Origin of the sequence: Paraburkholderia megapolitana, from assembly GCF_007556815.1 — a bacterium.
GTDB lineage: Bacteria > Pseudomonadota > Gammaproteobacteria > Burkholderiales > Burkholderiaceae > Paraburkholderia > Paraburkholderia megapolitana.
Genome location: NZ_CP041745.1, coordinates 2,653,937 through 2,675,043, shown reverse-complemented (window position 1 = coordinate 2,675,043; position 21,107 = coordinate 2,653,937). Strand labels below are relative to the sequence as shown.

Sequence of the window (21,107 nt, the reverse complement as noted above, 5' to 3'; positions counted from 1 at the left end):
AGATGACAGAACAGAAGAAGAAGCTCGAAAAGTTGTCCGGTGTGAAGGGCATGAACGATATCCTTCCGCAAGAAGCCGGGCTGTGGGAGTTTTTCGAAGCGACGGTGAAGTCGATGCTCCGTTCGTACGGATACCAGAACATCCGCACGCCGATCCTCGAACATACGCAACTGTTCACGCGCGGTATCGGCGAGGTGACGGACATCGTCGAGAAGGAGATGTACAGCTTCACCGACGCACTGAACGGCGAGAACCTGACCATGCGTCCGGAGAACACCGCCGCGGTTGTGCGCGCAACCATCGAACATAACCTGCTGTACGACGGTCCGAAGCGGCTGTGGTACGTCGGTCCGATGTTCCGTCACGAGCGTCCGCAGCGCGGGCGTTATCGCCAGTTCCATCAGGTCGGTGTCGAGGCGCTTGGTTTTGCCGGTCCGGATACCGACGCCGAGATCATCCTGATGTGCCAGCGCCTGTGGGACGATCTTGGGCTGAGCGGTATCCGTCTCGAGATCAACTCGCTGGGTCTTGCGCACGAGCGCGCCGCACACCGTGTCGAACTGATCGCGTACCTGGAAAAGCACATGGACGTGCTCGACGAGGACGCAAAGCGCCGGCTGTATACGAATCCGCTGCGCGTGCTGGACACGAAGAATCCGGCGCTGCAGGAAATCGCGCAGAACGCGCCGAAGCTGATCGATTTTCTCGGCGAGGAATCGCGTGCGCACTTCGACGGGCTGCAACGCATCCTCAAGTCGAACAACATTCCGTTCAAGATCAATCCGCGGCTCGTGCGTGGTCTCGATTACTACAATCAGACCGTCTTCGAGTGGATCACGGACAAGCTCGGCGCGCAGGGTACTGTCGCAGCCGGCGGTCGTTACGATCCGCTGATCGAGCAGCTCGGCGGCAAGCCGACAGCGGCGTGTGGCTGGGCGATGGGCGTCGAGCGTATCCTCGAGCTCCTGAAGGAAGAGAACCTCGTACCCGAAGCCGAAGGTTGCGACGTGTATGTGGTTCACCAGGGCGATGCGGCGCGCGAGCAGGCGTTCATCGTTGCCGAACGGCTGCGCGATACGGGGCTCGATGTGATTCTGCATTGCAGCCCGGATGGCCAGACGGCGAGCTTCAAGTCGCAGATGAAGCGTGCCGATGCCAGCGGCGCTGCGTTCGCGGTGATTCTCGGCGAAGACGAGATCGCGAGCGGCACGGTTGGGGTCAAACCGCTGCGCGGCATGGATGAAAGTGGCGGTAAGAGTGAACAACATAACGTTCCCGCCGAAGACTTGACCGAATTTCTAATCAATGCGATGGTTGCAACCGCCGAAGACGGCGAGGACTGATCGCGGCGGCGCGTTTGCGGCTCGATATGAACAGATATAAGGAAGAAGGGATCGCCCGGCGATGAGTTACCACGACGAACAAGAATCGATTGAAAGTCTGAAGGCATGGTGGACGCAGTGGGGCAATTCGACCACGTGGGTTGTCCTGATCGTGCTCGTGGCCGCAGCTAGCTGGAACGGCTGGAATTTCTGGCAGCGTCGCCAGGCAGCGGAAGCTTCGGTGCTGTATGACCAGGTGCAACAGGCAGTTGCGTCCGGCGATAAAGCCAAGGTGTCGCGCGTCGCCGCCGATATGGAAGACAAGTTCAGCAGCACGGCCTATGCGCAGATGACCGCGCTCAGCGCAGCGAAGGCGCTCTATACGGCAGGCGACGAGCCCGCCGCGAAGGCGCTCTATACGGCAGGCGACGAGCCCGCCGCGAAGGCGCAGTTGCAATGGACTGTCGACCACGCGAAAGACGACGAATTCCGCCAGATCGCGAAGCTGCGACTCGCTTCGCTGCTGCTCGACGAAAAGGCATACGACGCAGGCCTCGCGCTGCTCGCGGAGCCGCAGTCGGATGCATTCAAGGGTGTCGTCGCCAACGGCCGCGGCGATCTGCTCGCAGCCCAGGGCAAGCGCGACGATGCACGTACGGCTTACAAGCTCGCGCTCGACACGCTGCCGAAAACCGATTCGTCGGCTCGTCAACTGATCCAGTTCAAGCTGGACGCACTGGGTGGCTGAACGTCGCGTCGCGACGAACCGCACCCCATCGATTAACTCACCATCCTTGTCTGGTTCACTGATGAATCTGCTGAAACGTTACGTTGTGCCCGTTGCCTGTGCGATGACCGTGCTCACCATGGCGGCTTGCTCATCCACGAAAGACGAGCGCCGCGAGCCGACGCCGCTCACCGAGTTCAAATCCGTACTCGATGTGCAGCTCGCGTGGAAGTCGAGCGTCGGCAAGGCTGGACGTTACCTGTTCTCGCCGGTTGCGGTAGGCGACTCGATCTATGCGGCAGGCACGAATGGGTCGGTAGCGAAGATCGACGCGAAGACCGGCAAGGACATCTGGCGCACGAAGGTCGGCGCCGATCTGTCGGCCGGGGTAGGCAGCGACGGTACGCTGACCGCGGTAGGCGCGCTGAAGGGCGGTGTCTACGTGCTCGGACCGGACGGCAAGCTGCTGTGGAAATCGACCGTGCAGGGCGAGATCATTTCGCCGCCGCTCGTCGGCAACGGCTATGTGGTGGTGCGTACGATCGACGGTCAGATCGCTGCGTTCAACGCGGAGACCGGCGAGCAGAAGTGGATCTATCGTAACCGCGCGGTGCCGCTCAATCTGCGCGTCTCGTCGGGGATGACGTTCGCTGCCGATGTCGGCGTGCTGGCAGGCTTCCCGGGTGGATCGTTCGCTGCGATCAACCTGCAAAGCGGCGACGCGTTCTGGCAGACGCCGGTGTCGTATCCGAAGGGCGTGACCGAAGTCGAGCGGATCAACGACGTGACCGGCGCGCCTACGCTCGTAGGAGCACAGACCTGCGCCGTGACGTTCCAAGGGCAGCTCGGCTGCTTCGATGCGAACTCGGGGCGCCCGGTGTGGGAGAAACCGTTCTCGAGCACGAGTGGGGTCGCTCAGGATGAACGCGCGGTGGTCGGCGGCGATGACTGGTCGGTCGTCTGGGCGTTCGATGCGTCGAACGGCAACGCGCTCTGGCATACCGACAAGCTGAAGAACCGCGAGGTCAGCATTCCGTATCTGCTGGGTCGTGCCGTCGTGGTCGGCGACTACCAGGGCTTTGTGCACTTCCTGTCGCGCGACGATGGTACGTTCATCGCGCGTATGAAAACCGATGGCAGCGCGATTACTGCCCCACCGGTGCTGGCCGGCGATACGCTCGTCGTGCAGACGCACGACGGCGACCTGTACGGGTTCCGTCCGCGCTGATCGATACTGATCGCGACGACTCCCGTGCGACGTGCAGGCCGGCTGTGTTGCCGGCCGTCTGCGTTTTATCGCTGCACGACAATTCCCAGGTGGCCTTGCGTGCCACCCGAACAAGCCGGTCGAACCAGCACTGAACTGCGCCGTTGCATGGGCGTTGTATGAAGTGTGGTCCGGCAGGCATCGCAGAACCCACGATCGCCGGAACTGCAACAAGGTCCGGCGCCGGCACGAAAGCCTGACGCGTCGGCCGGGCCCTGGCCCGTGTATCGACGCAACCTGGTCCCTGGACCGTCTGGATACGCAGGTTGCCTGTGCGTCCGGCCCCGGCCGGATTCGTGATAATTTTCGTCAAGCGCTGCCGCGAACCGGCCGCCTGGCGTCGCCATGCGGCACACCGTGTTTCCGTGCGCCGCGCTTCACCGTGAACAACATCAGATGAAACCCGTAATTGCCCTCGTCGGGCGCCCCAATGTGGGGAAATCCACGCTGTTCAACCGCCTGACACGCTCGCGCGACGCTCTTGTCGCCGACCTGCCGGGGCTGACACGCGATCGCCACTATGGCGAAGGGCGGGTCGGCGAACGGCCGTACCTGGTCGTCGATACCGGTGGCTTCGAGCCCGTCGCGAAGGACGGCATCCTGCATGAAATGGCGCGGCAGACGCGCCAGGCAGTCGCGGAATCGGACATCGTCGTGTTCATCGTCGACGGTCGCAACGGGCTGGCTCCGCAGGACAAGACGATTGCCGACTATCTGCGCAAGACCGGCCGGCCGATCTTCCTCGTCGTGAACAAAGCCGAGGGTATGAAGTACAGCGCGGTCGCCGCCGACTTCTACGAACTCGGCCTCGGCGACCCGCGTGCAATTTCCTCCGCGCACGGCGACGGTGTGAGCGAGATGATCGGCGATGCGCTCGAAGTCGCGTATGCGGGTCAGCCGGAAGAAAGCGAAGAAGAAAAGGAAGCGCGCGGCGTCAAGATCGCGATTGTCGGGCGGCCGAACGTCGGCAAGTCGACGCTCGTGAATACGCTGCTCGGTGAAGAACGTGTGATCGCGTTCGACATGCCCGGCACGACGCGCGATTCGATCTACATCGACTTCGAACGGCAGGGCAAGAAGTACACGTTGATCGACACCGCAGGGCTGCGTCGTCGCGGCAAGGTGTTCGAAGCGATCGAGAAATTCTCGGTGGTGAAGACGCTGCAGTCGATCTCCGATGCAAACGTCGTGATCCTGATGCTCGATGCGCGGCAGGACATATCGGATCAGGATGCGCACATCGCAGGGTTCGTCGTCGAACAGGGGCGTGCGCTTGTGGTCGGCGTGAACAAGTGGGACGGCCTCGATCCGCATGTGCGCGAGCGTACGAAATCGGATTTAGAGCGCAAGCTAAAATTTCTCGAGTTCGCGAAATTTCACTTTATTTCAGCGTCGGAAAATACCGGTATCGGTGCATTGATGCGTTCCGTCGACGATGCGTACGCGGCTGCGATGGCCAAGCTGCCGACGCCGAAGCTGACCCGTGCACTGATCGATGCCGTCGAATTCCAGCAGCCGCGCCGTCGCGGCCCGGTGCGACCCAAGCTGCGCTATGCGCACCAGGGCGGCCAGAACCCGCCGCTCATCGTGATTCACGGCAACGCGCTCGACGCGATCACGGACACCTACAAGCGTTACCTTGAAAAACGCTTCCGGGAAACTTTCGGGCTGGCGGGGACTCCATTGCGGATAGAGTTTCGTTCGTCGACGAACCCCTACGCGGACAAGGGCTGAAATCCACGCCTGCAGCCGCGCCGAAACCCGCTTGCATGCTGGGTTTGGCCACATGGCCAGGCCAGCGCGCGAAAATGAAAATCGGCTATAGTGTAGCGATTGACGGCGGATCTCTTTTTCTTCGCCGACAATTTAGTCAACCTGCAAAAAAATACGGAGTTTGCTATGAGCAACAAAGGGCAATTGTTACAAGACCCGTTTTTGAACGCACTGCGTAAAGAGCACGTGCCGGTGTCGATCTACCTGGTCAACGGCATCAAGCTTCAAGGGAACATCGAATCGTTCGACCAGTACGTCGTGTTGCTCCGGAATACGGTGACCCAGATGGTGTACAAGCACGCTATTTCGACTGTTGTGCCTGCCCGTCCGGTGAATTTCCACCCTGATTCCGAAACAGCGTCCTAATTTCTCATCGCGGCCGGTCCGCGTCGCCCACTGGCGATCCTGACCGGCCGCCTCATTTTGACCACCACCAATTTGATCAATGCAGCGCTTGTCGGCGTCGACTTCGGAAAGATCGATTTCGTAGCCAGTCTCGAAGAACTCAGCCTGCTCGCGCAAAGCGCGGGCGCTCATCCCGCCGTTACCCTCACCGGACGCCGTTCGAGTCCCGATGCCAGGATGTTTGTCGGCAGCGGCAAGGTCGAAGAGTTGCGTCTCGCGTGCGAGGCTAACGACATCGAACTCGTTATTTTCAATCACGCTCTCGCGCCGGCACAGCAGCGCAATCTGGAGCAAGCGCTTAACAGGCGTGTGATCGATCGCACGAGTTTGATTCTCGATATTTTTGCGCAACGCGCCCGCAGCCACGAAGGCAAGCTGCAGGTCGAACTCGCGCAACTGCAATACCTGTCGACGCGGTTGATCCGCGCGTGGACCCACCTTGAACGGCAAAAAGGCGGTATCGGTTTGCGCGGTCCCGGTGAAACCCAGCTTGAAACCGACCGCCGGTTGATCGGCGAGCGCATCAAGGCACTCAAGACGCGGCTCGAAAAACTGCGGCGCCAGCACGGCACGCAACGGCGTGCGCGCGAGCGCAACCGGACCATGTCGGTATCGCTCGTCGGCTATACGAACGCCGGCAAGTCGACGCTCTTCAATGCGCTGACGAAAGCGCAGGCGTATGCGGCCGATCAGTTGTTCGCGACGCTCGACACTACCTCGCGGCGCGTTTATCTCGGTGACGAGGTGGGGCAGGTGGTCGTGTCCGATACGGTCGGCTTCATCCGCGAACTGCCTCACCAACTGGTTGCGGCATTTCGCGCGACGCTCGAGGAAACGATTCACGCCGACTTGCTGCTGCACGTGGTCGATGCATCGAGCGCGGTGCGGCTCGACCAGATCGATCAGGTGAACGAGGTGCTTCACGAGATCGGAGCGGACGCGATCCGTCAGGTGCTGGTGTTCAACAAGATCGACGCGGTGCCCGAGCTGGCGGCCCGCGGCGACGCGGTTGAAAGGGATGAGTATGGTAATATTTCGCGCGTCTTTTTGAGCGCGCGCACGGGGCAGGGACTGGACACGCTGCGTGCAGCCATCGCTGAAATCGCTACTGCCGAACATCTTGCCGATGCGGCTCCTTCGCGGCATGAGTTGGCAACCGGGTTAGCAACTGAGTTGCCAATTGAATCGCTGCCCGAGGAAGCGCTGTCCGCGGCTCCGCACGAGCACCGCAAGATCCCAGAACACGGGCTTTGACCCGTTCCACATTGCATTGGCCGGCTGTCTATTCTGGTGAACGAACTCAGGTGAACGAATACAACGAGCGGAGTACCTGGCTGCGTCTGCGCGCCATCCTGTCGCTGAACGATCCGCGTTGGGGACGGGGCGACGACAATGGCTCCCGGCAGCGCCCGAACGACCCGCGCCGTCCGCAAAACGGCAAGGACGGTGACGGGCCGCCGGATCTCGACGAGATGTGGCGCGACTTCAATCGCCGCTTGTCCGGTCTGTTCGGCCGCAAGGGCTCGGGCGGTGGCGGCGAGCGTCGTCCGGACAACGGCCGCAGCGCACAGATCGGCGTAGGCATCGTAGTCGGCGTGCTGATCGCCATCTATCTCGGTAGCGGCGTATTCGTCGTGCAGGATGGTCAGGCCGCCGTCGTGTCGCAGTTCGGCCAGTATCGCTACACCGCGGACCAGGGTGTGCACTGGCGTCTGCCGTATCCGTTCGAAACGCATGAAGTCGTTAACATCGGCACGATCCATTCGGTCGAGATCGGGCGCGATAACGTCGTGCGCCCGGCCAACGTGAAGGACGCATCGATGCTCACGCACGACGCCGATATCGTCGACGTGCGCTTTTCCGTGCAGTACCAGGTGCGCAAACCCACCGACTATCTGTTCCGTAGCGTCGACCCCGACCAGAGCGTGACGCAGGCAGCGCAGGCGGCGGTGCGCAGCATCGTCGGCGCGCGCAGCACCGATGCCATCCTCTATCAGGATCGCGAAGCGATCCGCCAGCAATTGAGCGATTCGATCCAGCAGTCGCTCGACGCTTACCATACCGGCCTCGTCGTGACCGGCGTGACGATCCAGGGCGTCAAGGCACCGGACCAGGTGCAGGCCGCTTTCGACGACGCGTCGAAAGCTCATCTGGACAACGAACGCGCAACACGCGACGCGCAGGCCTATGCGAACGACCTGTTGCCGCGCGCCCAGGCCGATGCCGCACGCATGATCGATGAAGCGAAAGCCTATAGCGACCGCGTAGTCGCCCAGGCGCAAGGCGATGCCGCGCGCTTCAAGCAGGTCTACGCGCAGTATTCGAAGGCCCCTGCGGTGATCCGCGAACGCATGTATCTGGACACGATGCAGCATATCTATTCGAATACGACGAAGGTGTTCGTCGACAGCAAGGCGGGCAACAACGTGCTGTATCTGCCGCTCGATAAACTCGTCGAACAGACGCGTCAGCGGGCCTCCGATGCAGCGGCCGCAGCTGTGGTCAATCCGAATCCGAACGCAGCCGCTGCCGTGCCGCAAGATGCGAGCGCCGCTGCTGCGGCCGCAGCAGCGGCCACGACGTCAGGTGCAACGGGCGTCGCTACTTCCGCAGTGCCGGCGGTTCCCGCCAGCCAGGCGGCCACCGCCGCCAGCGATGCATTCCGCTCGCGCGACAGTCTTCGCGACCGCAGTCGCGAAGACGACGTGTCGCAATGAGGAGCGCATCATGAATCGAATCATTGCACTCGTCGTCGCTATCGTGGTCGTGCTGTTCGTCGCCTCGTCGACGGTGTTCGTCGTCGATCAACGTCATATGGCGGTGGTATCGGGACGCGACGGCGCTGCAGGCACGCTGGCAGGCCCCGGCCTGCACGTGAAGCTGCCCGCGCCGCTGCAGAACGTCACGCTGATCGATACGCGAATCCAGTCGCTCGACACGCCGGACGAAGACAACTACGTCAGCGCCGACAAGACCGGTCTGCTCGTCAATCCAGTTATCAAGTATCGCGTGAGCGATCCGCTGAAGCTCGTGGCTGAGACGAAGGGCGATACCCAGGGTCTGCCCGACCGGCTCGCGCTGCTGGCGCGCAGCGCGCTCGGCGATGCGTTCGCGAAGTACACGGTGGCCGACGCGCTCGCGAAGCAGCAGGACATCGCGAACGAAGCACGCGACAGCATGCAGAAAGCGGCCGCGTCGCTTGGCGTCGACGTGCTCGCCGTACAACTGACGCGCATCGATTTCCCCGCCGCGATGGCCGACTCGGTGTACAAGCGGATGATCGCCGCACGCCAGCAGGCTGCGAGCGAAGAGCGCGCCAAAGGCGCATCCGAAGCGGACCAGATCAAGGCCGATGCGGATCGCAAGCAGCAGGCGCTGCTCGCCGATGCGTACCAGCAGGCGCAGACCATCAAGGGCGAGGGCGATGGCAATGCGGCATCGATTGCCGCCGATGCGTTCGGTCGCGACCCGCAGTTCTACGAGTTCTATCAGAGCATGCTGGCCTACCGGAACAGCTTCAAGCCAAACGACGTGATCGTCGTGGACCCCAGCAGCGACTTCTTCCGCTTCATGCGTAGTCCGTCCGGCGCTGCATCGCCGGACGCCGCTGCGGCGCCACGCAAACACTGATTACCGGAGCGCCGCGGCACACGCATCGCGGCATCGCCCTCGAATGGACATAGCCGGCTCGTTATTGCTCGCGATCGCACTGATGCTGATCATCGAAGGGATGTTTCCCTTCGTCTTTCCGAGCGCGTGGCGCGACACGTTTCGTAGAATAGCGGAGCGGCCGCCGCATCATATCCGGATCGGCGGCCTGATCGTGATGGCGCTGGGCCTCGTGCTGCTGCTGATCGCGACCTGAGCGGCCGCGCGCCTTTTCCCGACGGCGCCCGACGCGCGCCGTGCTTACCGTCGTAGGACTGCATCGATGTCGACCTGGTTACTTCCCGAGAATATTGCCGACGTTTTGCCGTCGGAGGCCCGCAAGATCGAAGAATTGCGGCGCAGGCTGCTGGACCGGTTCCGCGCCTATGGCTACGAGATGGTGATGCCGCCGCTGCTCGAATATATCGAGTCGCTGCTGACGGGCGGCGGCAGCGATCTGGATCTGCGCACCTTCAAGCTCGTCGATCAATTATCCGGCCGCACGCTCGGGCTGCGCGCGGACATCACGCCGCAGGTTGCGCGGATCGATGCGCATCTGCTGAACCGCCAGGGCGTGACGCGCCTGTGCTACGCGGGCAACGTCGTGCATACGCGCCCGCGCGGCCTGCACGCCACACGCGAGCAGATCCAGATCGGCGCCGAAATCTACGGTCATGCGGGGCTCGAAGCGGACCTCGAAATCCAGCAACTGATGCTCGACGCGCTGCGTCTCGCCGGTCTCGCGAAGGTGCGCCTCGACCTCTGCCACGCTGGCGTGCTGGCGGCGCTGATCGATACCGAACCGGCCGCTGCGGCGCTCGGCGAGCCGCTTTTCGAGGCGCTCGCGGGCAAGGACGTACCGCGGCTCGTGGAGCTGACAGCGGGTCTGCAACCGGTCACGCGCGACGCGTTGCGCGTACTGCCGACGCTGTACGGCGATGCCTCGGTGCTCGACGAGGCGCGGGCGCGCCTGCCGAACGCACCGGAAATCGCCCGCGCGCTCGACGATCTCGCGTTCCTTGCGGCCCAGGTCGACGGCGCGGAAGTGATGATCGATCTGGCCGACCTGCGTGGCTACACGTATCACAGCGGCGTGATGTTCTCCGCCTATGTGGACGGCGTGCCGAACGCGGTGGCGCGCGGTGGCCGGTACGACCACGTGGGCCAGGCATACGGCCGGGCGCGTGCGGCAACCGGCTTTTCGCTCGATCTGCGCGAAGTCGCGCGCATTTCGCCGGTGGAGGCGCGCAGTAGCGCGATTCTCGCGCCGTGGCAGCACGACGACGCGTTGCGCGCGAGCGTTGCGGCGCTGCGCGATGCCGGCGAGGTGGTGATCCAGGCATTGCCGGGGCACGACCACGCGCTCGACGAATTTGCCTGCGACCGGGTGCTGGTCGAGCGCAACGGTGCATGGGTCGTCGAAGCGCTTCAGTAAACATACATGCCGCGGTGCCGGAATGAGGCCGCGGCTTGCTATCCCGTCTATACCTTTGAGCGGAAACGTAAAAATTCGGAACCTTTCGCGAACATAGGTAAAATACGTTTTTAACCAGCTTACGAAACAACATGTCTGCCAGCGCAGTGAATGTGAACGCCGGGCGCAACGTCGTCGTGGTGGGGACCCAGTGGGGTGATGAGGGCAAGGGCAAGATCGTCGACTGGCTGACGGACCACGCCCATGGCGTCGTGCGCTTCCAGGGCGGTCACAATGCCGGCCACACGCTGATCATCGGCGGCAAGAAAACGATCTTGCGCCTGATCCCGTCGGGCATCATGCATCCGGGCGTCGCATGCTACATCGGCAACGGCGTCGTGCTGTCGCCGGAAGCGCTGTTCAAGGAAATCGGCGAACTCGAATCCGCCGGTGTCGACGTTCAGAAGCGTCTCTTCATCTCCGAAGCCACCACACTGATCCTGCCGTATCACATCGCGATCGACCAGGGGCGCGAAGCGCGCCGCGGCGCGGGCAAGATCGGCACCACGGGCCGCGGCATCGGTCCGGCATACGAAGACAAGGTGGCGCGCCGCGGGCTGCGCGTGCAAGACCTGTTCGAGCCGGAGCTGTTCGCTGCACGCCTGCGCGAAAACCTCGACTATCACAACTTCGTGCTGACCCAGTACCTGGGCGCGGCACCGGTCGATTTCCAGCAGACGCTCGACACCATGCTGAGCTACGCCGACCGCCTGAAGCCGATGGTCACCGACGTGTCGCGCCGCCTCTACGACGAGAACGAAGCCGGCCGCAACCTGCTGTTCGAAGGTGCGCAGGGCACGTTGCTCGATATCGATCACGGCACCTATCCATTCGTCACGTCGAGCAACTGCGTCGCCGGTGCGGCGACCGCTGGCGCGGGCGTCGGTCCGCAGAAGCTTCACTACATCCTCGGCATCACCAAGGCGTACTGCACGCGCGTCGGCTCGGGCCCGTTCCCGAGCGAGCTGTACGACGCAGACAATCCGCAGCGCCAGGATCAGATCGGCGTGACGCTTGCCAACGTCGGCAAGGAATTCGGTTCGGTCACCGGCCGTCCGCGCCGTACCGGCTGGCTCGATGCAGCGGCGCTGCGTCGCTCGATCCAGATCAACGGCATATCGGGCCTGTGCATGACGAAGCTCGACGTGCTCGACGGTCTCGACGAAGTGAAGCTGTGCGTCGGCTACACGCTCGACGGTCGCAGCATCGACATCCTGCCGCGCGGCGCATCGGAAGTGTCGCGTTGCGTGCCGGTGTACGAAACGTTCGGCGGCTGGAAGGAAAGCACGGTTGGCATCAAGGAATGGGACAAGCTGCCCGCCAACGCGCGTGCGTATCTGACACGTGTGCAGGAAGTTGCGGGCGTGCCGGTCGACATGGTATCGACGGGCCCCGACCGCGATGAAACGATCCTGTTGCGCCACCCGTTCAAGGTCTAACTCATGACGCAGGGTGTACCCATGATTGCGATGAAGGACCCGCGCAACGACGACAAGAACCTGTGGGTCGGCTGGGACGAGTATCACCGGCTGATCGAATTGCTTGCGCTCTCCGTGCACGATTCGGGCTGGAAGTTCGACAAGATCCTGTGTCTCGCACGCGGTGGGTTGCGCGTCGGCGACCAGTTGTCGCGCATCTACGATCTGCCGCTCGCCATTCTCGCCACCAGTTCGTATCGCGAAGCCGCGGGCACCGAGCAGGGCGAACTCGACATCGCGCAATACATCACGATGACGCGTGGCGAGCTGTCCGGCAACGTACTGCTGGTCGACGATCTGGTCGATTCCGGCGTGACGCTGGCTCGCGTGCAGCAGCATCTGAAGGAGCGTTATCCGGCCATCACGGCGGTGCGCTCGGCGGTGCTGTGGTACAAGGGCTGCTCGAAAGTGAAGCCGGACTATAGCGTGCAGTATCTGCCGACCAACCCGTGGATTCATCAGCCGTTCGAGGAATGGGACACCGTGCGCCCGCATAACCTCAGCGCGTGGATCAAGCGCGGTACGGCGCAGGATGCTGCGTCGAAGGCATGATCGATGCCAACGCGGATGCGCTGCGATAGCGTTGCTGCATCGGTAAACGGAGCCTCGATGGCTCCGTTTTTTTGTGCCTGCGCGAGCGGTGTGCATAACGGTGCACGCATCTATCGAAGTCGCGCCCACAACCATTTCCACACACAGACTTGCCACGGACGCGATGCTACACTGCGCGGACCGTGTGCGTCGCGCGACCGCAACGACTGGACAGCGGCTATAGGCCCGCAGTTAGAATAGCGCTCGCTTTACTCCGCTCAGGAACGGATTCGTTGCGTCTATGACAGATACCCATCACGTGCGCAAGCAGCCTCTGCCGTCTCTTGCGATCGCCGCAATCGGGGTGGTCTTCGGCGATATCGGCACGAGCCCGCTGTACTCGTTGAAGGAAGCCTTCAGCCCGTCACACGGCATTCCTCTTACGCAAAGCTCGATTCTGGGTGTCATTTCGTTGCTGTTCTGGGCGATCGTGATCGTCGTCAGCGTCAAGTACGTGCTGTTCGTGATGCGCGCCGACAATAACGGCGAAGGCGGCGTGCTCGCGCTGATGGCGCTGTCGCTGCGTTCGTTCAATCAGAAAAGCCGCGCCGCAGGACTGCTGATGATGCTCGGCATCTTCGGCGCGTGCATGTTTTACGGCGATGCGGTGATCACACCGGCCATCTCGGTGATGTCGGCGGTCGAAGGGCTGCAGATCGCCGCGCCGAAACTTTCCCACCTCGTCATGCCGCTGACGATGATCATTCTCGTCTTGCTGTTCTGGATCCAGCGCCACGGCACGGCGCTCGTGGGTCGTCTGTTCGGTCCGATCATGGTGTTGTGGTTCGTGACGCTCGCGGTGCTCGGCATCTCGCATATCGTTCAGGCGCCGGTCGTCATCAAGGCCTTGAATCCGTACTACGCGTTCAGCTTCATGTCGGCGCACGTGCTGCAGGCGTATGTCGTGCTCGGTTCGGTCGTGCTGGTGCTGACCGGTGCGGAAGCGTTGTATGCGGACATGGGCCACTTCGGCGCGAAGCCGATCCGCGTGGCCTGGTATGCGCTCGTCATGCCCTCGCTCGTGCTGAACTACTTCGGCCAGGGTGCGCTGCTCATGCACGACCCGAAAGCGATCGAAAACCCGTTCTACCTGCTCGCACCCGACTGGGCACTGCTGCCGCTCGTCGTGCTGTCGACGGTGGCGACGGTGATCGCTTCGCAGGCCGTGATTTCCGGTGCGTACTCGCTGACGAGTCAGGCGATCCAGCTCGGCTATGTGCCGCGTATGAAGATTCTGCACACGTCGGAACTCGCGATTGGCCAGATCTATGTGCCGGTGGTGAACTGGATGCTGCTGTTTATCATCCTGTGCATCGTGCTTGCCTTCAAGAGCTCCGACAATCTCGCGGCCGCCTACGGCATCGCGGTGACCGCGACGATGGTGATCACGACCGTGCTCGCGTGCGTGGTGATGGTCAAGGTGTGGAACTGGAACAAGCTGCTGGTCGGCTTCATCATTGCGGTGTTCATGATTGTCGATTTAGGCTTCTTTGGCGCGAACTTGCTGAAGGTCGAGGAGGGCGGTTGGCTGCCGCTCGGCATCGGTGCGTTGCTGTTCTTCCTGCTGATGACCTGGTTCAAGGGCAGGATGATCGTGAAGGAACGCACGGCAGCCGACGGTATTCCGCTGATGCCGTTCCTTCAGGGGCTGCTCGCGCATCCGCCGCATCGCGTGTCGGGTACGGCGATCTATCTGACCGGCAGCGATACGCTCGTGCCGGTGAGCCTGCTGCACAACCTGAAGCACAACAAGGTGCTGCACGAGCGCACGATCTTCCTGACCTTCGTCACACGCGATATCCCTTACGTCGACGATGCGGAGCGCGTGACGTTCAAGGAACTCGATGGTGGCCTGTATCTCGTGAAGGCGGTCTACGGTTTCAACGAAACGCCGGACGTGAAGGCCGTGATGCTCGAAGTGGGCCGTACGCACGACATGACTTTTGAGCTGATGGATACGTCGTTTTTCCTCGCGCGCGAAACGGTGGTGCCGACGCAGTTGCCGGGTATGTCGGTGTGGCGCGAGCGGGTGTTCGCGTGGATGCATCAGAACGCTGCGAAGCCGACCGACTTCTTCAGTATTCCCGCAAATCGTGTGGTCGAGCTGGGGACGAAGATCGAGATTTGACGATGTGCTCCGTAGTCTGAGACGTAGTTCGATCTCAGCCGCCGGGATCGGCAAACAAAAAGCCCACGCAGCTCAAATTGCGTGGGCTTCGTTATTTTCGGGCGTCTGTCGTGTACTGCGCGAATTCTGCGTGCCGTCCGTGCTTCGCACAGTCACGGCCGGCACGCACGTCCTGGCAGGTTTATCGCTGCTTAAGCTTCGCGAATGCCGCCGCCATCGCGCCGCCAGCAGGTTCCGGCTCACGTGAACGTTGCTGCTGCGGCCGGCCAGCGCCGCTTGAGCGTCCTGTGCCGCGATCCTGCTGACCGGCACCGCCACGCGGCGCGCTGCTACCCGCGGCATCGTCATCCAGACGCATCGTCAGCGCAATGCGCTGCCGCTTCACGTCGACTTCGAGCACCTTCACCTTGACGATCTGCCCGGCCTTGACGACTTCGTGCGGGTCCTTGATGAAGCGCGTCGACAGCGCCGACACGTGGACGAGGCCATCCTGATGCACGCCGATGTCGATAAACGCGCCGAATGCCGCGACGTTCGTGACGACGCCTTCGAGCACCATCCCCGGCGAGAGATCGGAGATCTTCTCGACGCCTTCACGGAAGGTCGCGGTCTTGAACTCGGGGCGCGGATCGCGGCCCGGTTTTTCGAGTTCCGACAGAATGTCGCGCACCGTCGGCAAGCCGAAGCGCTCGTCGACGAATTCTGCCGGCGACAGCCCCGCGAGCGCTTCGCGATTGCCGAGCACGTCACCGGCCTGCTTGCTGATCTTCGCGAGGATCCGTTCGACGACCGGGTACGCTTCCGGGTGCACGGACGAACGATCGAGCGGATTCTCACCGCCGTTGATGCGCAGAAAACCCGCCGCCTGCTCGAAGGTTTTGTCGCCGAGGCGCGGTACCTTGCGCAGGTGTTCGCGCGACGGGAACGGGCCGTTTGCGTCGCGGAAATCGACGATATTGCGCGCGAGCGTCGCATTCAGACCGGAGACGCGTGCGAGCAGCGCAACCGACGCCGTGTTCGCATCGACGCCGACCGCGTTCACGCAATCCTCGACAACGGCATCGAGCGAACGCGCGAGTTCGCGCTGGTTCACGTCGTGCTGATACTGGCCGACGCCGATCGCTTTCGGGTCGATCTTGACGAGTTCCGCGAGCGGATCCTGCAGACGCCGTGCAATCGATACTGCGCCGCGCAGCGTCACGTCGAGGTCCGGAAACTCCTTCGCGGCGAGTTCGGAAGCGGAGTACACCGAGGCGCCGGCTTCCGATACGACGATCTTCTGCAGCTTCAATTCCGGATGACGCGCGATCAGTTCGCTCGCGAGCTTGTCGGTTTCGCGCGAAGCCGTGCCGTTACCGATGCTGATCAACTCGGCCTGCGTATGTGCAGCAATGCGCGCAAGCTTCGCGAGCGAGCCGTCCCAGTCGCGGCGCGGCTCGTGAGGATAGATCGTATCGGTGGCGAGCACCTTGCCGGTACGATCGACCACGGCGACCTTCACGCCGGTGCGCAGACCCGGATCGAGACCGATCACGGCCTTCGGGCCCGCGGGTGCGGCGAGTAGCAGGTCTTTCAGATTGCGCGCAAACACGCGGATCGCCTCGTGCTCGGCTTCCTCGCGCAGATGCGTGAGCAGTTCGTTTTCGATATGCGGCTGCACCTTGACGCGCCAGCACCAGCGGCAGACATCGGAGAGCCACTTGTCGGCGGGGCGGCCCAGATTCGCGACGCCGACGTGGCGCGCGATCATCGCTTCGCCGGGGTGCGGCACCTGCGCATCGAGTTCTTCGCCAAGGCCGAGCTTGACCATCAGCACGCCCGCGTTGCGACCGCGAAACAGCGCCAACGCACGATGCGAGGGGATGGTCTTGATGGTTTCGGAATAGTCGTAGTAGTCGCGGAATTTCTCGCCTTCTTCGCCTTCCTTGCCTTCCACCACGCTCGACGACACGACGCCCTGGTTGAACAGATAGTCGCGCAGTTTGCCGAGCAGCTCGGCGGTTTCGCCGAATTGCTCGGAGAGAATGTCACGCGCGCCGTCGAGCGCGGCCTTGATGTCGGCCACGCCTTTTTCGGCATCGACATACGCGACAGCTTCGGTCTGCGGATCGCGCTGCGGTTCAGCGAGCAACAGATGCGCAAGCGGCTCGAGCCCGGCTTCGCGGGCGATCTGCGCGCGCGTACGGCGCTTCGGTTTGTACGGGAGATAGAGATCTTCGAGAACCTGCTTGCTGTCGGCGCCTTCGATCGCGGCGCGCAGTTCGTCGGTCAGCTTGCCCTGTTCGTCGATGCTCGCGACGATCGATGCGCGCCGGTCTTCCAGCTCGCGCAGATACAGCAAACGCTCTTCGAGATTGCGCAATTGCGTGTCGTCGAGATTGCCGGTCACTTCCTTCCGGTAGCGGGCAATGAACGGAACAGTCGATCCTTCATCGAGCAGTTCCACCGTAGCCGCGACCTGGCGCGGCTGGACGGCGAGTTCGGTGGCGATACGCTGGACGATCTTGAGTGCTACGGTTTCCGTCATAAGGTCTAGAGGTTCCTGCCGGACTCGGTTTTGAGGCCGCATAAGGCGGTACACGGAACACGCAGCGGCGTGCAGCGGGGGATTCCCGGCAGATTCCATGTACCGGCCGCGACCGGGTGGCTGAGGTTACTGAAGCGGGGCATTTTGCCATAAATGCCCGAGGGCCCAACCGCACGGTGATAGAATTTCGGCCATGTCCCGCCGCCCATTCCTGACGTTGCCGAACTCCCACTTTTTCCTTGCATCGCGTGCTGCCGCCGTGGTTACCACACTCGCCGCGGCGCTGGTTGCCGTTTCAGTGTCTGCGCCCGCACTAGCCCAGAACACACCCGCGTCATCCGCAGCGGCCGTGACGGGCGGCGCGGCTACCTACGACACGGCAGGCGCATCGGCGGTGCAGCCGGACGACACGAACAACTTCGATGCGCGCCAGAAGGATCTGGACCGGCGGTCCACGGACAACAACTATCGCTATGCCGTCGCTGAACATGACTGCTATAGCAAGTTCTTCGTGAATCACTGCCTCGACAGCGCACGCAACGAAATGCGCGAGAAGCGGGCGGTCATTCGCAAGGAACAGCTCGCACTGGACGACGAGCAGCGCGCCGCGCGTGCGCAGAAGCGCGACGAGCAGGCGGCGCTCCAACGTGCGCAGGACGCAGCGGATGCACCGCAGCGCGCGGCAAACGATGCACGCAACGCGCAGGCGTACCAGGACAAGCAGCGGCAGCATGCACTCGATCAGGCGCAGCGTACGGCCGAGGCGCCGCAGCGTGCGGCGAATGAGCAGGCTTACCAGCAGAAGCAGCGCCAGCACGCACTCGACCAGGCGCAGCAGGGTATCGGCGCATCGCAGGCAGCGGCGAACCAGAAGGCGTACGATCAGAAGCAGGCGAATTTCCAGCAGCAACTCGATGCCGCGCGTCAGCAGGGTGCCCAGAAAGCACAGCAGCGCGTCGAGAACCAGCAGCACTTCGAGCAGAAGCAGGCGACCGCCGCGCAGCACAAGGCCGACGTCGAAGCGCGCCAGAAGCAGGCCGCCGAGAAAGCCCGCGAGAAGCAGCAGCAACAGTTGCAGGAACAGCAACAGCAGCAGCAACAGATCGAGCAGCAAAAGCAGCAGGGTAAGTAACGCGTATCAAGCCGGGATAGCAACCTCAGGCGAAGCGGCTGAAACATGGCCGGTCGCCGCTTCGGAAAGAGGAGGCGAGCATGCGGGACCATCACGCCATCAGCGCGGATACCCTTCGCGACCGCATTCTGCAGCTGGAGTCCGAGCATAGTGGGCTCGACCGGCTGATCGACAGGATGTCGGAGGAACCCGGCATCGACGACCTGGAGTTGCAGCGCCTGAAAAAGCGCAAGCTCAAGGTCAAGGACACAATCATCTTGCTGCAGTTGCAGCTCGAACCGGACGGGCGCGCCTGACCGGGCGACCTGGCAGGCGCCGGGTGCGCCCCGCGCACACCGGACTTTGCAGGAACCGCTTGCCTTGAATTCACCGCTCGTTTCTTCTTCTCCTGCGCCGACGGACGGCGCCGCGGCGTCGCGCGAAGCGCGCGGCGCGCCCGCTGTCGTGCTCAACCCCCGTCGTGCTACCGAACTCAACGATATCTTCGCCGCCGACGGGCTGCTCGCCCGGCAGATCGACGGCTACCGGCCGCGCGCTTCGCAGATCGAGATGGCGCGCGCCGTGGCGGCCGCCATGGAGGCTTCGGGGCGCGGCTTGCCTGAGCCGGCTATGTTCGAGCTACAGAAGCGCCCGGCGCGCCGTTTACAGGGCGCTGGTGGCGATGCGCGTGCAACGGCGAGCGATTCCCCCAGCGAAGCATCCGATGCGTCCGGCGCGCCCGACGACAGCGAAAACACGCTGATCGTCGAAGCGGGTACCGGCACCGGGAAGACCTATGCCTACCTCGTTCCAGCGATGTTATGGGGCGGCAAGGTCATCGTTTCGACGGGGACCAAGCATCTGCAGGACCAGTTGTTCCAGCGCGATATTCCGACCGTGCGCGATGCGCTCGCGGTGCCGGTGTCGGTGGCGATGCTGAAGGGGCGCGCGAACTACCTGTGCCACTACTATCTGCAGCGCACGGCCGATAACGGACGCTTGCCGACGCGTCAGGAGACGTCGTACCTGCAGGACATCGTGCGGTTCGCGAAGATCACCCGGACCGGCGACAAGGCCGAGCTCGCGAGCGTGCCCGAGACGGCCGCGGTGTGGTCGATGGTTACGTCGACGCGCGACAACTGCCTCGGCCAGGAGTGCCCGCACTACAAGGAATGCTTCGTGATGCAGGCGCGTCGCGAGGCGCAACAGGCGGACATCGTCGTCGTCAATCACCATCTGTTTTTCGCGGACATCATGTTGCGCGACACAGGCATGGCCGAACTGCTGCCCACCGCGAATACGATCGTGTTCGACGAAGCGCATCAATTACCCGAAACGGCCACGCTGTTCTTCGGCGAAACGCTGTCGACTGCGCAATTGCTCGAGCTTGCGCGCGATGCGGTGGCCGAGGGGCTGGGACACGCCCGCGATGCGGTGGAGTGGGTGAAGCTCGGTGGGGCGCTGGAACGGGCCGCACGCGATGTGCGGCTCGCGTTCAAGGAAGATTCGGTGCGGATGTCGATTGGCCAGTTGTCCGACAGCCATCCGTTATTCGCCGCGCTCGACGTGCTCGAAACGGAGCTCGCCGCGCTGGCGACGGCGCTCGCTGGCCAGGCGGAACGGGCCGAATCGATCGGCGCCTGCCTGCGCCGTGCGCGCGAATTGCAGGGCTTGCTGGCCGGTTGGACCACGGTGCCTGATACGCCGGCAAGCGACGCCGCTGGAACGGATGGCGCAGCGTCCGATAGCGCCGGCGCCGCTAAGGAGCAGGACGAGAAGGTTCGCTGGATTGAAGTATTCGCACACACGGTCCAGCTGCATGAAACGCCGTTGTCTGTCGCGCCGATTTTCGCGCGGCAGCGCGCGGGCGTGCCGCGCGCGTGGATCTTCACGTCGGCGACGCTGTCGGTGCGTGGCGACTTCACGCACTATGCGGCACAGATGGGCCTAAACGCCCGCCGCTCGATGACGCTGGCCAGTCCGTTCGACTACGCGACGCAGGCGCTGATGTATGTGCCGCGCAATCTCCCACAACCCTCTTCGCCGGCGTTCACCGACGCGGTGTTCGATGCGGCGCTGCCCGCCATCGAAGCGTCTGGCGGTGGCGTATTCATGTTGTGCACGACGCTGCGCGCAGTCGACCGTATTGCGACGAAGCTGCGCGACACGATCGAATCGCGCGGCTGGAACCTGCCGTTGCTGGTCCAGGGCGACGCAAGCCGCACCGAGTTGCTCGAACGCTTTCGTGCCTATGGCAATGCGATTCTGGTGGGGAGCCAGAGCTTCTGGGAAGGCGTCGATGTGCGCGGCGATGCGTTATCGCTCGTTGTGATCGACAAGCTGCCGTTTGCGCCGCCTGACGATCCGGTGTTGTCTGCGCGTCTCGATGCGCTGACGAAGAAAGGACTGAGTCCGTTTGCGGTTCACCAGTTGCCGCAGGCGGTGATCACGCTGAAGCAGGGCGCGGGCCGGTTGATTCGCGCGGAAACGGATCGCGGCGTGCTGATGATCTGCGACACACGGCTCGTCGACAAACCGTACGGCCGGCGTATCTGGCAAAGCCTGCCGCCGTTTAAACGTACACGGGAGATCGAGGTAGTGCGGGAGTTTTTTGCTGACAAGAAGGTCGCGCCGGCCTGAGCGGCGAGGTATTCAT

Annotated in this window: 17 protein-coding genes; 16 read left to right on the top strand and 1 reads right to left on the bottom strand. The window is 63.0% G+C overall.

Features of this window, described 5'->3' with window-relative positions; all coding sequences use genetic code 11:
• Positions 1-2: 2 nt before the first annotated feature.
• The 13 genes from hisS (at position 3) to FNZ07_RS25110 (ending at position 14,813) form a co-directional block, all read left to right on the top strand.
• Positions 3-1,343: a histidine--tRNA ligase gene (hisS, locus tag FNZ07_RS25170; protein WP_091014121.1), complete on the top strand. Its 1,341-nt coding sequence runs from the start codon at positions 3-5 to the stop codon at positions 1,341-1,343.
• A gap of 61 nt (positions 1,344-1,404) precedes the next feature.
• Complete coding sequence (locus FNZ07_RS25165; protein WP_091014118.1) at positions 1,405-2,070, top strand: YfgM family protein; 666 nt, start codon at positions 1,405-1,407, stop codon at positions 2,068-2,070.
• A gap of 61 nt (positions 2,071-2,131) precedes the next feature.
• Complete coding sequence (gene bamB / locus FNZ07_RS25160) at positions 2,132-3,277, top strand: outer membrane protein assembly factor BamB (RefSeq protein ID WP_091014115.1); 1,146 nt, start codon at positions 2,132-2,134, stop codon at positions 3,275-3,277.
• A 435-nt stretch (positions 3,278-3,712) separates the two neighbouring features.
• The gene (der, locus tag FNZ07_RS25155) at positions 3,713-5,050 is read left to right on the top strand and encodes a ribosome biogenesis GTPase Der (RefSeq protein WP_091014767.1); all 1,338 of its coding nucleotides are present in this window, start codon (positions 3,713-3,715) and stop codon (positions 5,048-5,050) included.
• Positions 5,051-5,215: 165 nt separating this feature from the next.
• Entirely contained in the window at positions 5,216-5,455 is a 240-nt protein-coding gene (hfq, locus tag FNZ07_RS25150) for an RNA chaperone Hfq (protein WP_091014112.1), read from the top strand.
• Positions 5,456-5,512: 57 nt separating this feature from the next.
• Positions 5,513-6,748 (top strand): GTPase HflX, encoded by a 1,236-nt coding sequence (hflX, locus tag FNZ07_RS25145; protein ID WP_091014109.1) that lies wholly within the window; start codon positions 5,513-5,515, stop codon positions 6,746-6,748.
• Between the two features lie 50 nt (positions 6,749-6,798).
• Entirely contained in the window at positions 6,799-8,211 is a 1,413-nt protein-coding gene (hflK, locus tag FNZ07_RS25140) for an FtsH protease activity modulator HflK (protein WP_091014105.1), read from the top strand.
• A gap of 10 nt (positions 8,212-8,221) precedes the next feature.
• Positions 8,222-9,124, top strand: a complete 903-nt coding sequence (gene hflC, locus FNZ07_RS25135; protein WP_091014100.1) for a protease modulator HflC — start codon at positions 8,222-8,224, stop codon at positions 9,122-9,124.
• Between the two features lie 43 nt (positions 9,125-9,167).
• A complete protein-coding gene (locus tag FNZ07_RS25130; protein WP_091014097.1) occupies positions 9,168-9,359 on the top strand; it encodes a DUF2065 domain-containing protein in 192 nt (63 codons plus the stop codon).
• Positions 9,360-9,425: 66 nt separating this feature from the next.
• Entirely contained in the window at positions 9,426-10,577 is a 1,152-nt protein-coding gene (locus FNZ07_RS25125; RefSeq protein ID WP_091014092.1) for an ATP phosphoribosyltransferase regulatory subunit, read from the top strand.
• Positions 10,578-10,708: 131 nt separating this feature from the next.
• Positions 10,709-12,055, top strand: a complete 1,347-nt coding sequence (locus FNZ07_RS25120; protein WP_091014088.1) for an adenylosuccinate synthase — start codon at positions 10,709-10,711, stop codon at positions 12,053-12,055.
• 3 nt (positions 12,056-12,058) lie between these two features.
• Positions 12,059-12,646 (top strand): phosphoribosyltransferase, encoded by a 588-nt coding sequence (locus tag FNZ07_RS25115; RefSeq protein ID WP_177228297.1) that lies wholly within the window; start codon positions 12,059-12,061, stop codon positions 12,644-12,646.
• Between the two features lie 280 nt (positions 12,647-12,926).
• The gene (locus FNZ07_RS25110; RefSeq protein ID WP_091014085.1) at positions 12,927-14,813 is read left to right on the top strand and encodes a potassium transporter Kup; all 1,887 of its coding nucleotides are present in this window, start codon (positions 12,927-12,929) and stop codon (positions 14,811-14,813) included.
• A gap of 181 nt (positions 14,814-14,994) precedes the next feature.
• Here the strand turns inward: FNZ07_RS25110 and FNZ07_RS25105 are convergent, their stop codons facing one another.
• Positions 14,995-17,340, bottom strand: a complete 2,346-nt coding sequence (locus tag FNZ07_RS25105) for a Tex family protein (RefSeq protein ID WP_091014082.1) — start codon at positions 17,338-17,340, stop codon at positions 14,995-14,997.
• Between the two features lie 193 nt (positions 17,341-17,533).
• On the opposite strand from FNZ07_RS25105, the gene FNZ07_RS25100 reads away from it, so the two are divergent.
• The 3 genes from FNZ07_RS25100 (at position 17,534) to FNZ07_RS25090 (ending at position 21,091) form a co-directional block, all read left to right on the top strand.
• Entirely contained in the window at positions 17,534-18,472 is a 939-nt protein-coding gene (locus FNZ07_RS25100; RefSeq protein ID WP_091014078.1) for a hypothetical protein, read from the top strand.
• Between the two features lie 80 nt (positions 18,473-18,552).
• Positions 18,553-18,768, top strand: a complete 216-nt coding sequence (locus FNZ07_RS25095) for a DUF465 domain-containing protein (RefSeq protein ID WP_091014074.1) — start codon at positions 18,553-18,555, stop codon at positions 18,766-18,768.
• Positions 18,769-18,832: 64 nt separating this feature from the next.
• Positions 18,833-21,091 carry an ATP-dependent DNA helicase gene (locus tag FNZ07_RS25090; RefSeq protein ID WP_091014071.1) on the top strand — a complete coding sequence of 753 codons (2,259 nt, stop codon included), beginning with the start codon at positions 18,833-18,835 and terminating at the stop codon, positions 21,089-21,091.
• The last annotated feature ends 16 nt before the right edge of the window (positions 21,092-21,107 follow it).

Excerpts from the sequence above, each read along its gene's own strand:
- der (WP_091014767.1), top strand. The coding sequence starts at position 3,713 with ATGAAACCCGTAATTGCCCTCGTCGGGCGCCCCAATGTGGGGAAATCC.
- hisS (WP_091014121.1), top strand. The coding sequence starts at position 3 with ATGACAGAACAGAAGAAGAAGCTCGAAAAGTTGTCCGGTGTGAAGGGC.
- FNZ07_RS25115 (WP_177228297.1), top strand. The coding sequence starts at position 12,059 with ATGACGCAGGGTGTACCCATGATTGCGATGAAGGACCCGCGCAACGAC.
- FNZ07_RS25100 (WP_091014078.1), top strand. The coding sequence starts at position 17,534 with ATGTCCCGCCGCCCATTCCTGACGTTGCCGAACTCCCACTTTTTCCTT.
- FNZ07_RS25125 (WP_091014092.1), top strand. The coding sequence starts at position 9,426 with ATGTCGACCTGGTTACTTCCCGAGAATATTGCCGACGTTTTGCCGTCG.
- FNZ07_RS25095 (WP_091014074.1), top strand. The coding sequence starts at position 18,553 with ATGCGGGACCATCACGCCATCAGCGCGGATACCCTTCGCGACCGCATT.
- bamB (WP_091014115.1), top strand. The coding sequence starts at position 2,132 with ATGAATCTGCTGAAACGTTACGTTGTGCCCGTTGCCTGTGCGATGACC.
- FNZ07_RS25110 (WP_091014085.1), top strand. The coding sequence starts at position 12,927 with ATGACAGATACCCATCACGTGCGCAAGCAGCCTCTGCCGTCTCTTGCG.
- hflC (WP_091014100.1), top strand. The coding sequence starts at position 8,222 with ATGAATCGAATCATTGCACTCGTCGTCGCTATCGTGGTCGTGCTGTTC.
- FNZ07_RS25120 (WP_091014088.1), top strand. The coding sequence starts at position 10,709 with ATGTCTGCCAGCGCAGTGAATGTGAACGCCGGGCGCAACGTCGTCGTG.
- FNZ07_RS25105 (WP_091014082.1), bottom strand. The coding sequence starts at position 17,340 with ATGACGGAAACCGTAGCACTCAAGATCGTCCAGCGTATCGCCACCGAA.
- hfq (WP_091014112.1), top strand. The coding sequence starts at position 5,216 with ATGAGCAACAAAGGGCAATTGTTACAAGACCCGTTTTTGAACGCACTG.
- FNZ07_RS25130 (WP_091014097.1), top strand. The coding sequence starts at position 9,168 with ATGGACATAGCCGGCTCGTTATTGCTCGCGATCGCACTGATGCTGATC.
- FNZ07_RS25165 (WP_091014118.1), top strand. The coding sequence starts at position 1,405 with ATGAGTTACCACGACGAACAAGAATCGATTGAAAGTCTGAAGGCATGG.